Genomic DNA, 14,352 nt, shown 5'->3' on the forward strand with positions numbered 1-14,352 from the left:
TCCTTTCCTTATAAACCTTGTGCTGGTTACTACTTAAGATTCGACCTATCTTAAGAGATTTATAAGGGTTACTTCGTTCCTAATTTCCGTTGTTCCTAGTTTTAGGGTCTTTCTATACACCGAGTCTTTATGGATGTCTCCAGTTATGAGTTTGGAATCATCTGGCATTTTAGACTTTTGACATTTTGTCTCCAGCCAATAATCCGAGTAGGCTGGTTCCGGGTTACGATGTTTCAGACGAAAGTTCGTGTTTCTACCCATGACTATATGCTAGATGGGATTCTTAATCGGATTTTAAGTTACCACCGTTTAACCCCGCTTCAACCTATAAGATTACCAGTTTTATAGATTGGGGATTAAGCTGTCACTCCAACATCAAGAGGGATGGACTTACACCATCACGGAAATTAGATTGTCAAGGTTAAACCTTGCCCTGCTTACACTTCAGCCGTTGGGCTTTCCATTTTTGCAGGAACGAATCGCACCCACACCACCCGAACACAACCAAACAACTGAGCGAGGCTCTGTCGCTGTTGGTCGGTCGGATAGAAGCGGTACTGATATCTGGCTTTCATTGCTCAACTGAAATCAACTGAATTGATGATAGCATTACCGGGTAGCCATTGGATAGCCATTTATGAAATATAGGTTAAGTGTTCGCGTCGATTCAGAACGGCTTGAAAAACTGAGAAGAGTTGCAAAACAAAAGAAAAAGACAATGACTCAACTAATTGAAGACTGGATAGATAAACTGAAGGAAGAAAAGCCGTCCTAGAAGGACAAAGCAAGAGACCCATTATTTCGGTGAGCGTCATATCCTATGAAACAGCGGGCGTTGCTGTTGGTGAATCCCCATGCGAGAAGGGGAAAAGAAGCTCAAATGCAAGCAGTTCGAGAATTGCAGGCATTAGAGTTTGAATTGCTCCAAGAATCTGCCGAAAACCCCCAGTATTTACCCCAAATCATCCGCCAGTATCGGCAACAGGTAGATCTGGTTATCATTAGCAGCGGTGACGGTACGGTGAATGCAGCCATCGAAGGCTTGTTAGACACCCAGTTACCTTTAGGAATTTTGCCATCTGGAACGGCTAACAATCTGGCACGCAGCTTGAAAATTCCGCGAAGTCTACCCGCAGCTTGTAAAATAATTGCGGCCGGAAAAATCCGACCCATTGACTTAGGCTCGGTCAATGGCAAATACTTCTTCAATGTAGCCGGATTGGGATTGAGCGCCCAAATCAATCGCCGAGTGCCAAAAGCCTGGAAGCGGCGCTTCGGAGTGCTAGCCTATGCAGCAGTGGCGCTGCAAGTCCTTTGGCAAGCTCAACCTTTTGAAGCAGAAATTCGCTGGAATAACCAGTCAACTCAAGTCAAAACCTTTCAGATTACTGTGTGTAACGGTCGCTACTACGGTAGCGGGTTGGTAGTAGCTGAAGATGCCGCAATTGATGACCAAAGACTCGATCTCTACAGCGTTAAAGCCCAGCAATGGTGGGAAATGCTCGCCCTACTACCTGCGATTGTGCAAGGGAAAAAAGTACCGGGCGTCCTAACGCTTCAAGGTAAAGAAATTAACATCTATACTAAGGAACCCAACTTAATCGATACCGATGGCGAATTAACCACGACTACCCCGGCTCAATTCCGGGTGATTCCGCGCGCTTTACCCGTTTTTGTCCCCTAAACCGATAATTTCAAAATTTAAGCAATATGCCAAAAAAACGGGCAAATACCGGCAATAATCGCCAATTTATACCATTAGATAGATTAAACATCCCTAAAAATCAGTAGAAAAAATGGCAATTTGCGCGGAATACTAGAAATAGAGCATGGCTATGGAGGCCACCTAATGACTACTTACGTTCCCTTTGAAACCGCCCTTCAAATGCTGGCAGTTGCCTATGTCGTTTCAGCTGTCGTGTTACTTGCAGCTTCCTACATCGGTTGGGCAGTCATTGAAACTTGGGAGGAAACGCGCAAATTTTGACCCAAAAATTTAATTATTTTGTTGGGATCGCTCAGTGAAACGCGATCGCCTAAATGCCTTACTATTTGTAAACGGTTGCATCTGGCATTCTGGCTCGTTTCAACTTTTCCATCTTTCAGGTTAGTTTTATGCAATTTGACGCGGTGAGAACCGCATTCGGAGACAAGGGAATTGCTCAGGTTCGCTCCCCTCATTTGAGCAATAAATAGGTCTTATATACCCTCACCTCCCAACCCCCTCTCCCATCCAGGGAGAGGGGTAAAGATTACCCAATTGTAGGAAAGACTTTGTTTGGCAAGCGTTCGGTAGGAATACCCGTTAGCGCCCGCTGCGGTTCCCCTAGCATCACTAACGAGCAATTGAGTTGCTGTACCAATTGAGTTGTTAAGTCGCTAATTGCCAAACCCCCCGCAGTCCGTCGTCGTTTTGAGCGCAAGATAATTAAATCGGTAGATTGGGATGCATTTAAAATCGCTCTGACGATATCTTCGTGGGGAACAATTTGAATCTCAAAATTACTTTGGGGTGCCCATTTAGAGGCGAGTAAAGCGAGTTGGGATTCGGTCCAGGCGCGTCGGGTGGTGGTAGTGTTGCGAAGTGCGCTATCGGGCACCGCTTCGCTAACCCATACATGCAATAACGTCACCTGCGGATTCGCCTGAGCTAAAATTTGAGCAAACCGCACCGGACGCACCGCCTCAGGGGTAAGGTTTTCAATTGGCACCAAAATGCGTTGTATCTGAGTCGGCGACTTCAGCAAGCGCGTCAGGGCAACCGGACAGTGAGACGTCCACAAAACATTATCAATAACATTGCCAAACAAGCGAGCGCGAAAACCCGTTCTTTGACCCCATCCCATCACAATTAAACTGGCATTTTGTTCGCGACTAGCGCGACTAATTCCTTGGGCAATATTATCGTCAATTCGTAATAGCGGTTCTGCCTCTATACCCAATTCTCGACTCAGTTCTGTTGCCTTTGTAAGTAACGCCTCACCCCGCTGGAGTGCAACTTCCAAATGGGGTGCATCCATATGCGCGTGGGCGGTTGTAACTGATAAGGGTACAATTCGACCTTGTTCGTGTCGCGCCAACAATGCCGCCATTTCTATCAAATATCGCTGGGTTCTAGGATTATAAACTGGAACCACAACGGTAAACGAACTCGATTTTTGTTCCTCTCCCCCATCTGTCCCATTTGGATCTGGTTCTAAATTTGTTTCCGGTACGCTCAAACCCGGTGCAACTCGACTCGTAATTAGTGGCCCAAGAGTTGCCGTTACTAACATTAAAACTATCACGCTGTTTAATAGCGCTTCACTCAGCAATCCGGCGCGATATCCTACTAACGTTGCAGCCAAAGTAGCCGCTACTTGGGGTAACGACAGCGACCACATCGTCAGCATTTCCTGCCAGTTATAGCGGTAAATAAATTTAGCAAACAAAGCGGCTAAAAATTTACTGCCAATTAAACCCACCACAACTGCTAAGGTGAGCCAAATCGATGCAATGCTTTTCACAAAAGCTGGAATATCGATCAGCAGTCCCATATCCACAAAGAAAATCGGAATAAATAGGACGCTGCCCACAAAAACCACCTTTTCTTTGACCGGCCCCTCCCCCACCGCGTCATTCACTGCCAATCCGGCTAAGAAAGCACCGACAATTTTTTCCACCCCTATTAATTGCGCGCCCAAAGCTGCTAGAAAAACCGCCATCAGCACGAATAAAAATTGATTCCCCTCATTGTCTCCAGAACGGCGGAAAAATTCTCTCCCCGCCCAATCAAAGCCAAATAAGATAATAGCCGAGTATACAAGCAACATCCCCAATAAAGTAAATAGCTTGAATAGGGTAAAGTTACCTGCATGAATGCCGATACAAACAGCTAGTACTAATAAAGCGCCAATATCGGTAAAAATAGTAGCGCCAATCGTGACGATAACGGCTTCGTTTCCCACAACCCCTAAGCGACTGACAATCGGATATGCTAAGAGCGTGTGGGAGGCAAACAGCGAGCCAATTAAAATTGCAGCATTCCAGCCAAAATTAAATATCCGCCCCACAATTGTGCCAAATATCAAGGGAACTATAAACGTTAAGAAACCAAACCCAGCCGAACGATGTTTCGTCCGCCGGAATTGTGCCATATCGACTTCTAGTCCTGCCACAAACATCAGGTAAACTAACCCAATATCTGATAGCAGCCGCATCGTCGGTAATTTATTGTGAAGTAAATTTAACCCGTTGGGGCCAAGAATTACACCTGCTGCTAGCAAACCGACTAATCCCGGTAATCGCAGTTTCTCAAATAAAGGAGGTACGGTTAAAATCACCGCTAGCAAAATAGCGAAGGGGACAAGCGGTTCGTGGAGAACTTCTGATGCGGATTCCATCGGTTAAAGCGAGAGTGTCGCTACTCTAAGAAAAAGGGTATAACTTAAAAAATTAAACTCGCTTACCAATTTTTATGCTATTCGTCTGCGGATAGATTTAATTCACTCTTTTTTTTTATTTATGCTTGATAAAACATTTAATTTCCTTCTAAATACTGATAGACTTTTTGCTAAAAATATGCTATAAATTATGGTTTTTCCACCCCAGCATTGCCATTAGCAATTAGCAATTAGCAATTAGCAATTAGCAAAATATAGTTGCGCTCGCTCTAAAAATGCACCTGACTCAAAACGATCCGCAAGCGGTCATAATCATCTTTGAGCAGCGTACTCAAAGTGCGTCCTGCCTGGACTAACCAAGCGCGATCCGCCTTTCTCAGTTGATAAACTTCGCGAATCGCCGCCGCAGCAAGTGCCTCTACGGGTGCGCCCTTCACCTGCAATAAAGTTCGCAGAAAATCTAACTTTTCGCTAAATTTAACCACTTCTTCCGGTTGGCAACAGTACACCGCTTGATGCACTTGGGGAGGACGAGGCGGTAGATGTTGGTAAATAACAGGCGTTCCCTCAGCAGGTGGTTGATATCCTACAATTGAAGCGCGAAATTCGGTTTTGAGCATGGCAAAAATTTGGGGTTGTTCTTCGCGCAGATCCTGTAACGACAACCCCAAAGCGCGTGCGCGGTGAATCGTGTCAATCGGGCAGGTGGTAGCATGGTAAACGATCGCATAAATTTGATTGCCCGACTCTTCATCCCTTGCCCTCACCAAACTGCCAAAAGGCGGCATCGTGGGAAAGCTAAGCGTATCGGGTTCTAGGCATTGGGCTAGAAATTCAGTCGTCGCAGTTTCGATCACCTCCGCGATGTGGTCGGGGTGGCGATCGGTTACAGTAAATTGTGGCAGAGGAAGGCGCATAAACTTTGGTAATGGGTAATAGGTAATGGCGTTCCCAGGCAGATCCGTGGTCACGAGGGTAATGGTAAATCGTCTTTTCGACCAATTACCAATTACCCATGACCAATTACCTACTTAGCTTTTTTCCGACCAGCAGTTGCATCAACCAATTCTAATTCAGAGAGTCGGAAAGTAATTAGCTTATCCCAGTTGCCCCCTTCAAAAAGTACGGCAGCTTTACCATCGCTGACTCGTTGAACTAACCCTTGGAAGCCGTAGTAAGTATCGTCGATATTTTTGACTTTCACCGCTGAACCGGGCAGAAACATGATTGATTCCTCTTGTGGTTGCTTCTATTAGCTTACAATCAGTGCTTGGCTAATTGCTAATCGCTAATTGCTAATTGCTAATCGCTAATCGCTAATCGCTAATTGTTTAACCACCCATTACCCATTAGCCATTAGCCATTACCCATTAGCCATGAGCCATTACCCATTAGCCATTACCCATTAGCCATTAACCATTAGCCATTAGCCATTAGCCAAACACTAATATCTCTTTCGCGGTCGATGGTTTGCCACCGATTCTATCAGACCGAGAGCCAGAAAGTTTTTCAGCAGTGCCGATCGACCGTAACTCAACCAAGGGAGGGGAATACCCGTCACGGGTGCTAAACCGATCGTCATGCCGATATTAATCGTTACCTGAAACACGATTAAGCTCAAAAAGCCAATCGCCAATAAAGAGCCAAAATCATCTTTAGCCCTCGTAGCAATCATTACCAAGCGCAGGCAAATCAGCCAAAAGACTATCAAGACAAAAACGCAGCCAGCAAAACCCAATTCTTCGCCAATCGCTGAGAAGATAAAGTCTGTATGTTGTTCTGGGATAAAGTGCAGCTGAGTTTGAGTCCCCTGGTTCAGACCCCGTCCCCACAACTGTCCGGCACCAATGGCGATGCGGGATTGAATAATGTGATAACCACTTCCCTGTGGGTCTATTTCAGGGTTAAAAAATGAAATTAAGCGGTTTTTTTGATAGGTTTTCAATAACCCCCAAACAATGTGTCCCAATTCCCCTGCAACTAAATTCATCACCAAAGTGCCGCCCACTCCATACAAACGCCAAGGGAGAGTGCGCCAAGCGATGAAAACTGTAATCGCTGCCCAAGCAATCCATCCGTGGAAATAGGCGCTAAACAGAATCACCGACACCAAGGGAGAAACTAACAGCAATAACCATCCGGGGTTGGCATTAGCCCAGTAAAGCATTGAGAGGGTAATCGCGCCAAATACTAGGGATGTTCCCAAGTCGGGTTGGATAAACACTAAAAACCAGGGTACCGCAGCGATCGCTAAAACTCTCACAACATCAGGTATTGTCTTTGCCGAATGCTTGTGCAGAATTGCCGCCAAAGTAATAATCAACCCTAATTTGGCAAATTCTGAAGGTTGAATGTTGAATCCACCCAGGGTAATCCAACTTTGGGCACCGTTGACCGTCGTACCGATAATCAATACCACAATCAGGGAAACGTTCGTTATCCCATAGGTGACCCAATGCCAATCTAGTAGTTTCTCGTACCGCCAGCTAGCAATCAAAAGTGCTACCGCCAAACCAATTCCACCAATCACCCAATGCTGCCACCATTCTACGGTGCGGGTTAACTCGGTGCTGCGGATCATAATGCCGCCCAAAACAGTCAGCGCAGCGGGCAAGATCAATAGCCAGCCGTCGATTCCCTGCCAAGGCATCAACCAAGTCTTGAAGCGGGATTGGGTCTGCGATCTTAACATAGTGCCATTTGGTCATTGGTCATTGGTCATTGGTCATTGGTCATTGGTCATTGGTCATTAGCAAGTTATATCGTGTCTGGTCGATTACCCGTAGGTGAAGTACCCCACCGCTAACGGCGGATGGGGCTTCCTGTTTCAACGGTCAATGCCAGGTTAGGGACTTCCGAAGAAGTTCGTACCGAGTACGATGATGGTCTTACTTGTCCTCTAGAGGTTTGCCCACGCGCAGCCTAACTCTCGTAGTAGATTGCTCTACTACCCAGGCAGCAACCCTGCTTTCCAAGGTTGTTGAGTTTTGTTCCCACAACGTCTCATGGATTTCTGCAATAGCGACCAGCGGGAGACGTTCTTTCTCTGATCTCTGCTGTTTCTGCGGCAAGCATCTTACTGCTACGCAAGGAATTAGCCTGTATGTTCCAGACAGTCAGACGGGTACTCGACCAATACAATATTTACCAGAGATTGGCGCTCCCGCGCCGTCGCTATCCATCCCCACCGCTAACGGTGGATGGGGAATTGGGCGAGATTAGTTAAAACCGACGCACCCGATGCAACGGACGCTCTGAGATTTTGATTTTGGGCGAGCGAGCAGATTTGATCTGACAAAGGACTAATGACTGATGACTAATGACTAATGACTCTAATCCAAGCTACTTGTCTGTGAACTTTAATTATGCTAATGCAGCAACGGAAACTTTACCAGCGATCCGAAAAGCAATTTCCTTCAACGCCTTAGCAGAAGCGCTTTCGGGCTGACCAATCACAATCGGCACTCCCACATCGCCTCCCTGGCGCACGGGAATTTCCAACGGCACGCACCCTAGCAACGGCACACCGAGTTCTTTGGATGTTTTTTCGCCGCCGCCAGACCCAAAAATGTCGTAATGTCGCTCTGGCATGTCTGGGGGAATAAAATAACTCATGTTTTCTACAATCCCCAACACAGGCACGCCCAGCTGCTGGAACATTTTTAAGCCTTTGCGCGCGTCCAGCAACGCCACGTTTTGCGGCGTAGTCACGATCGCAGCACCTGCCATCGGCACGGCTTGAATTAAGGTTAATTGGGCATCTCCGGTTCCTGGGGGCAAGTCTACCACCAAATAATCCAATTCGCCCCACTGTACCTGGTAGAGAAATTGGCGGATAATGCCATTGAGCATCGGCCCGCGCCAAATTACCGGCTGATCCTTGTCGATCAAAAAGCCCATCGACACCATTTTGACGCCGTGATTAAAAGCCGGTTCCAAGACTTCCCCAGCAGCGCCTTGCTGTACCATGACTTGGGCGTTTTCTAGCCCCAACATCGTGGGTACGTTTGGCCCATAAATATCTGCATCGAGCATCCCCACTTTAGCGCCTGAATTCGCCAAAGCCACGGCAACGTTCACGGCGACGGTGGTTTTACCCACGCCTCCTTTACCGCTGGAAATCGCGATGATATTCTTCACCCCCGGAATTCCTTGGCGATTTGGCAGATCTTTTTGTTTCGGTGTTTCTGCCGTCACATCAACGACCACATCCGTTATCCCAGGCAGTTGCCGGACGGCTTTCTGACAATCTTCAACGATAAATTCCCGTAACGGACAGGCAGGGGTAGTCAGCACGAGGGTAAAGCTGACGTTACCGCCATCTATTTTGACATTACGGATCATATTTAATTCGACCAAACTCTTGCGGAGTTCCGGGTCTTGCACGGGTCGCAAGACATCTAAAACCGAGGTGACATCAACAGTAGCAGACATTGTGTTCTCCACCTGCACTGCATTGGTGCAGGCAGGTTAATGACTTACGTTGATAAAATCTTAACGTTCGGCGGGTTCCCATTGATAGTTGCCGCCAGTCAAAGACAAAAATCTCAGAACTCTCAATATCTGACACCAAATTGCAATTAAGTGATGGGGGTTTGGGGGCTATAAGTTCCGCGCTCACCCGCTGCTTGAGCGTCGGGATACATCAACCCCCAAGGCGACTCTTGGGGGGTCGAACCCCCCAAGAGTCGCCTATCAGCGTATAAACTCCCGAACAACATCGGTTTTGGTTCGTTTCGTTCGCTTGCAGTAGCGATCTAGAATCTTCAACTCTGCCGATGGAACTCTTACCTAAAATAGCACGGTAGCATGAAAGCCACCGTGATTTATCCGGTGGATGAAATGCGACAAGGGCTTATTTATTCGCCGTCATATTACCCAGTCGGGTAATAGGTGCTATCATAGTAGCATGAGTCAAGTAACTATCACGCTAAAACTAAAGTTTTCATGCCTCAATCATGCCAAAGCAAAAATGTTTGGCGAGATGACAGAGTCAAATACTCGATTAGCTAATTGGCTGTTAACGATTCCGCTCCCAGAACGGAGAAAGCTAACGACAGCCAAGATAGAAACGTCACTCATGTCTGCTATTGCAAATCAGACAATTCGGCATACTACATCTGGGGTAGGGAAGAAAGTCAAACAATATAAATCCTTGCCACCAGAGATCAATAAGCAGAACTGGTCAATCCATAAAGTTGGTGAAACTTTTAGCTTAAGTTTTCCCAGTATCAAAGCAACTTGCGCGAGTTCCAGTAGAAGTAGCATCAAAGCACTGGCAACCAATTTTAGACAGGTTGTTAGTTGGCGACGCTTTGATTGATAAAGGTTCCGCAAAATTAATCAAACATCGAAATAAGTGGTATGCCTATATTTCTGTAACCCTGGAAGTTCCAGAGGTGAAGACAACGAACAGAATTGGCTGCGATAGAGGACAAAATAATCTAGCAGTGGTAGCACCTGCTTTTGGTTTCGGCAAGTTTTTCAACGGTAAAGAAGTTAAACATCGCCGTCGCTCTAATCAAAAACGTCGCCATTCTTTGCAGTCGGCTAAAAAGTTTCGGGCCTTAAAGAAGTGGGATAAGAAAGAGCGGCGATGGGCTACCAGGTAGGCGCAAGACAACACAGTTAAAAAGGGGATTTGGGAAAAGGGGGAAGGGGGAAGGATGAACAAGCCAAACCCCTTTTCCCAAATCCCCAAATCCCCTTCGAGAGAGGCCATTTTGTCCCGTCTTAGATTGGTAGCCCGGCGATGGATGGAAGCTGTTAATCACACTATCAGCAGAAGGATTGTAAGATTTGCTGAATATCACAATGCTGATGTTGTGATTGAAGACTTGGAAGGATGTCGAAACACCATGAAACAGAGTCAGAAAAATCGCTTTGATCATGGGGAATCAAGGCACGCTTGGGCGTACTATTCTTTAGAGCAGAAACTTGATTATAAGTTAGCACTTAAGGGATTAAAACTAATCAAACGTCCGGATCGATATACCAGCAAATCTTGTTCAACTTGCGGAACTATTGGCAACAGGAAGAAACATGATTTCAACTGCCCATTAGGACACCACCATAATGCTGATTTGAACGCTGCCTTGAACTTAGCCCTTCGGGGATGGTTTCTCATGTTCTTTAGACCTACAGAGAGATGCTGCTGTAATGGTTTCATCTGGTAAGCGAGAATGGGTTGCTTGGCACAACCCCTAACTTGATGAAAGGTATTCTCCCTAGTGGAGAGTATCTGTAGACGCAAGAATCCCCGTCAATTCAGTGCGGGTGCGACCCGTGAGCCAGAAACCAGCACAACTGGGAGATTGGCGGCAAGTCGTACACAAGGAGTAAAACCTCCAAAACGTACCTTGACAACTTGTTATCCGTGTAGGTGAAATTCCTACCCTTTGTGGTGACAAAGTGACAGCTTATCCCCCACCTGTGCGACTGACTATCAATCGGGTGAAGCGGGGATAAATGATGGTAATTGAGAGTCTCACTCAAAACCCCATCTAGCAAAATTGGTTATGGATAGCGAAAGCAAAGTTACATTAACCTGTCGAAAAATTGAACTGGCTAAACGAGACTGACAAGCCAGACCAAAACGGTAACGGTCATCCGAGGTTAACTATAACGCAAGTAGTAACAATCACCCTCATAGTATGACCCGGCAGACAGTAACATCCTAAAACCAATGCCAAACGGATAACAGGAACGGGATAACCCCTCCATTTGCTCTCAAGCAAAGGTCGATAGCCTGAGTAGGTGTCAACCGAAAGCAGTGAAGGGGTAGGATTGGCTAAGAAGCAAATGCCCTGAGTAACGTTAGGGATATGCAGACGTAGCCACTACAAGTTGAAAGATAGAGTCAATCAGTAGAGTACAAAAGTCATGAGCCAATCGCTAAAATCGATTAGGTATGAATCGAAGACAATCCCTTGGAAGAAAATCCAAGTGAAAGTTTTCAAGCTCCAAAAAAGAATCTATCGAGCTTCGTTGAGTGGAGATGTCAAGAAAGTTCACCGCTGGCAAAAACTCCTGACAAAATCCTGGTCAGCAAAGTGTCTAGCCGTGAGGCGAGTCACTCAAGAAAACAGAGGAAGAAAAACGGCAGGGGTTGATGGAATTAAATCCCTCAACCCAAAACAGAGAATGGAATTAGTCAACACACACCGAAATCAAAGCCAGCGGACTACCAACCCGCAGGGTATGGATTCCAAAACCTGGAAAAGCCGAAAAACGACCTCTGGGAATCCCAGTCATGGGAGATAGGGCAACTCAAGCACTTCTCAAACTAGCTTTAGAACCAGAATGGGAAGCATTGTTTGAACCCAACTCCTACGGATTGGGACCAGGACGTTCTGCCCATGATGCAATTGAAGCAATTCATACGGCAATCTGTCAAAAAGCCAAATACGTGCTGGATGCAGACATAGCCAAATGTTTTGACCAAATCAATCATGAAAAGCTACTTGCCAAACTCAACACATTTCCTCTGTTTAAACGAGTCATCAAAACATGGCTCAAATCAGGTGTTCTAGATAAAGGGGAGTTATTCCCCACAACAGAAGGAACGCCACAGGGTGGAGTTCTGAGTCCATTATTGGCAAATATCGCCTTGCACGGGTTAGAAACAGAAATACTCCAGGCTTTTCCAACTAAAGTAAAGCGAGGAGATAAATGGCATCTGTGTCAGCCCCAAGTAATTCGATATGCCGAGGATTTTGTGATTCTTCATCCAGGCAAAGAGGAAATTGAAAGATGTCAAGAAATAGCCGGCAAATGGTTAGCAGAAATCGGGCTATAACTGAAACCTGAAAAGACCCGAATCAGCCACACCCTTAGCCGGATAGGCGAAGATAAACCAGGGTTTGACTTCCTCGGATTCAATATCCGGTCATACCCCGTTGGACAAACTAACTGTGGAAAAAATAACGGGAATAGAACAGGTTTCAAAACAATTGTCAAACCCGCCAAAGAAAGTATCAAGGCTCATTATCAAAAGGTAGCAGAGGTAATAACTCAATGTCGCCCTGCAACCCAAGATGAGCTAATTAGCCAACTTATACCAATAATCACGGGGTGGTGTAACTACTACGCCACTGTCTGTAGTAAAGATATCTTTACTCAGTTAGACCACATGGTATGGAAGAAGCTATTCCGAGGATGGGGTAAGTTCAGACATCCCAAGAAGTCGGGAAGATGGATAGCCAATAAATATTGGCGACTCCAGAAAGATAAAGGATGGACATTTGGTAACGGCGATTTAGTCCTACCAAAACATTCCAATACCAAAATCAACCGACATACAAAAGTCAAAGGGGAAAGCTCCCCCTATGATGGGAGATGGACATACTGGAGTAAGCGAAAAGGCTCATACCCTGGAGTCTCAAAGAGGGTGACGATAACCATCAACAGACAAAAAGGGAAGTGCGCTGAATGTGGACTAACTTTTCTACCTGATGACATTGTGGAGATTCATCATAGAAATGGAAATCCCAAAGATAATCGGTTAGAGAACTTGACTGCTGTACACCTTCATTGTCATGACCTGATACATGGAGGCTACGGTCATCTCACCACTGAACTAAGTATCCATGACCAGGATCAACTTGGAGAGAAGCCGTGTGATTAGAAATAATCATGCACGGTTTTGAAGCCGAGTCGGGTGGGTGACCACCCGGCTTAGGTTAACGGAGTGTCAATGTCACTAAATCCCCATCCTAGAAATTTTCTATTTGATAAGAATCAGAATAAAACTGCAATAATTCGCGAAAATAAATCGCGAATCACAAAGGGAGGTGGAAGAGACAAGGGTTGCTCGCTTTTTCCACTCTTTTGCCTGATTATTTCAAAGATTGAGCATCTGACTTAATACTCTGTTTATAGCAAAATAATCAAGACAACAGCGCTAGTTTTCTAATTAACCATTCAGTTATTTTTACTTTATTTACCTGCACCTACTTAATAGCTAGTTCTACTACTGATGCCAGCGCGAAAGAAATTCTACGCATTCTAAGGCGCTTTGCGCCAGGCGAAGCTTGCGGAATGCCCCAGAAGCCTACACCTACCCGTTAGGGAGGTGTAGGAGCGTCACGGACTCCTCGGGGTGCAAAACGCCTATGCAGTCGGTCTATCGGGGAATAAGTCATGGGGCTGTTCTAGATAAGTGGCGAAAACCCCGCCAGGGAAGTAACTAGGAATGCCCGATCGCGAGGTAAGGAGAGCCATCGCTGTACAGCTGTTGTCAGCGTCGGGAGGATGTCACAAACAAGTCTTTCTCGCTGTTTTCCACCGCCCCTAGCCCCTAGTTTGTTCGGCGGCGTGGGCTAATTCCGCTGCTACTTTGGCGGCACTGGGTTTAATTAGCGACCAAATCAGGGGGGACAACCACCCGCGCAAGGTGATGGAATAGGATATTTGAGTACCGCAGACGGTGGACTCTACCTTGTAGATCACCCGTTCTTCCAGTCCTGGTAAAGTCATAATTCGGACGCTCAATAATTCTCTGGGTCGCACTTGCTCGACAAAAATCCGAATTGGAATCGGGATTGAGCGAGTCACGGCTTGGTAAATCAAGCCGGGTTTGGGAACTAACCCTTTGGGAATGTTCGTGCTTGCCAGTAGAGGATGCCAGGAAACATCGGCTAAGTCAATCACTTTATGCCAGAGGGCGTCCACAGAAGCTGGAGTCAAAACCCGATATGTCTTAGCCAATTTAAACTGCCACCAGCGCTTTTTGCGCCAGCGCATCAGTTTGGAGGAAAAATTGCCCTTCATCTTTTTTCTCCGAGATACCCCATCCTTCTACACTGTGGGGAGGGAATTGAGCGGTGGTTGAGTGGGGTTAAAAGCCCCCTTCGCCACCAATCCAAAACCTGCCAAATCCCTTACGGGAACTGGTTTTTAATGCCGATCAAGCCGAGAACCAGTAAACTCGTTTAAGTCCCTTCCCGCAACATAACTAAGATGGCTTGCC

The 14,352-nt window shown here is 46.2% G+C and carries 15 protein-coding genes and 1 pseudogene; 9 read left to right on the top strand and 7 right to left on the bottom strand.

Annotated features, from left to right (window positions below; all coding sequences use genetic code 11):
* Positions 1-485: 485 nt before the first annotated feature.
* Positions 486-575 (bottom strand): annotated as a pseudogene (locus tag MiSe_RS22230) (helix-turn-helix domain-containing protein); the annotation flags it as partial.
* Between the two features lie 245 nt (positions 576-820).
* Between MiSe_RS22230 and MiSe_RS22235 the strand changes: the two are divergent.
* Together MiSe_RS22235 and MiSe_RS22240 are read left to right on the top strand one after the other, a co-directional pair.
* Positions 821-1,684: a lipid kinase gene (locus MiSe_RS22235; RefSeq protein WP_226585004.1), complete on the top strand. Its 864-nt coding sequence runs from the start codon at positions 821-823 to the stop codon at positions 1,682-1,684.
* Positions 1,685-1,849: 165 nt separating this feature from the next.
* Positions 1,850-1,987: a hypothetical protein gene (locus MiSe_RS22240; protein WP_226585006.1), complete on the top strand. Its 138-nt coding sequence runs from the start codon at positions 1,850-1,852 to the stop codon at positions 1,985-1,987.
* 265 nt (positions 1,988-2,252) lie between these two features.
* Here the strand turns inward: MiSe_RS22240 and MiSe_RS22245 are convergent, their stop codons facing one another.
* The 4 genes from MiSe_RS22245 to rodA all read right to left on the bottom strand — a co-directional run bounded on the left by MiSe_RS22245 (position 2,253) and on the right by rodA (position 7,074).
* Positions 2,253-4,382: a cation:proton antiporter domain-containing protein gene (locus MiSe_RS22245; RefSeq protein WP_226585007.1), complete on the bottom strand. Its 2,130-nt coding sequence runs from the start codon at positions 4,380-4,382 to the stop codon at positions 2,253-2,255.
* A 269-nt stretch (positions 4,383-4,651) separates the two neighbouring features.
* Positions 4,652-5,299 (bottom strand): HAS-barrel domain-containing protein, encoded by a 648-nt coding sequence (locus MiSe_RS22250; RefSeq protein WP_226585056.1) that lies wholly within the window; start codon positions 5,297-5,299, stop codon positions 4,652-4,654.
* Between the two features lie 110 nt (positions 5,300-5,409).
* Complete coding sequence (locus MiSe_RS22255) at positions 5,410-5,607, bottom strand: NAD(P)H dehydrogenase subunit NdhS (protein WP_226585008.1); 198 nt, start codon at positions 5,605-5,607, stop codon at positions 5,410-5,412.
* Positions 5,608-5,826: 219 nt separating this feature from the next.
* On the bottom strand, positions 5,827-7,074 hold the full coding sequence (rodA, locus tag MiSe_RS22260) for a rod shape-determining protein RodA (protein WP_226585009.1): 1,248 nt from the start codon (positions 7,072-7,074) through the stop codon (positions 5,827-5,829).
* 411 nt (positions 7,075-7,485) lie between these two features.
* On the opposite strand from rodA, the gene MiSe_RS51110 reads away from it, so the two are divergent.
* Positions 7,486-7,608: a hypothetical protein gene (locus MiSe_RS51110; RefSeq protein ID WP_264196641.1), complete on the top strand. Its 123-nt coding sequence runs from the start codon at positions 7,486-7,488 to the stop codon at positions 7,606-7,608.
* A 137-nt stretch (positions 7,609-7,745) separates the two neighbouring features.
* Here the strand turns inward: MiSe_RS51110 and MiSe_RS22265 are convergent, their stop codons facing one another.
* Complete coding sequence (locus MiSe_RS22265) at positions 7,746-8,816, bottom strand: Mrp/NBP35 family ATP-binding protein (RefSeq protein ID WP_226585010.1); 1,071 nt, start codon at positions 8,814-8,816, stop codon at positions 7,746-7,748.
* A gap of 403 nt (positions 8,817-9,219) precedes the next feature.
* On the opposite strand from MiSe_RS22265, the gene MiSe_RS22270 reads away from it, so the two are divergent.
* The 6 genes from MiSe_RS22270 to MiSe_RS52150 all read left to right on the top strand — a co-directional run bounded on the left by MiSe_RS22270 (position 9,220) and on the right by MiSe_RS52150 (position 13,008).
* Positions 9,220-9,705 (top strand): hypothetical protein, encoded by a 486-nt coding sequence (locus MiSe_RS22270; protein ID WP_226585011.1) that lies wholly within the window; start codon positions 9,220-9,222, stop codon positions 9,703-9,705.
* Positions 9,680-9,994 carry a transposase gene (locus tag MiSe_RS22275; protein ID WP_226585012.1) on the top strand — a complete coding sequence of 105 codons (315 nt, stop codon included), beginning with the start codon at positions 9,680-9,682 and terminating at the stop codon, positions 9,992-9,994. The genes MiSe_RS22270 and MiSe_RS22275 overlap by 26 nt, the downstream gene beginning before the upstream one ends.
* A 144-nt stretch (positions 9,995-10,138) precedes the next feature.
* The gene (locus tag MiSe_RS52840) at positions 10,139-10,558 is read left to right on the top strand and encodes a zinc ribbon domain-containing protein (protein WP_226585058.1); all 420 of its coding nucleotides are present in this window, start codon (positions 10,139-10,141) and stop codon (positions 10,556-10,558) included.
* A 706-nt stretch (positions 10,559-11,264) separates the two neighbouring features.
* Positions 11,265-11,645 carry a reverse transcriptase N-terminal domain-containing protein gene (locus MiSe_RS52140; RefSeq protein WP_307731501.1) on the top strand — a complete coding sequence of 127 codons (381 nt, stop codon included), beginning with the start codon at positions 11,265-11,267 and terminating at the stop codon, positions 11,643-11,645.
* Entirely contained in the window at positions 11,635-12,180 is a 546-nt protein-coding gene (locus MiSe_RS52145) for a reverse transcriptase domain-containing protein (protein WP_307731502.1), read from the top strand. The genes MiSe_RS52140 and MiSe_RS52145 overlap by 11 nt, the downstream gene beginning before the upstream one ends.
* 210 nt (positions 12,181-12,390) lie before the next feature.
* Positions 12,391-13,008, top strand: a complete 618-nt coding sequence (locus tag MiSe_RS52150) for a group II intron maturase-specific domain-containing protein (protein WP_307731504.1) — start codon at positions 12,391-12,393, stop codon at positions 13,006-13,008.
* A 665-nt stretch (positions 13,009-13,673) separates the two neighbouring features.
* On the opposite strand, the gene MiSe_RS22290 is transcribed toward MiSe_RS52150, so the two are convergent.
* Positions 13,674-14,153 (bottom strand): SRPBCC family protein, encoded by a 480-nt coding sequence (locus tag MiSe_RS22290; RefSeq protein WP_226585014.1) that lies wholly within the window; start codon positions 14,151-14,153, stop codon positions 13,674-13,676.
* Positions 14,154-14,352: the final 199 nt, after the last annotated feature.

The organism is Microseira wollei NIES-4236 (assembly GCF_020521235.1).
In the GTDB taxonomy this organism is placed as follows: domain Bacteria; phylum Cyanobacteriota; class Cyanobacteriia; order Cyanobacteriales; family Aerosakkonemataceae; genus Microseira; species Microseira wollei.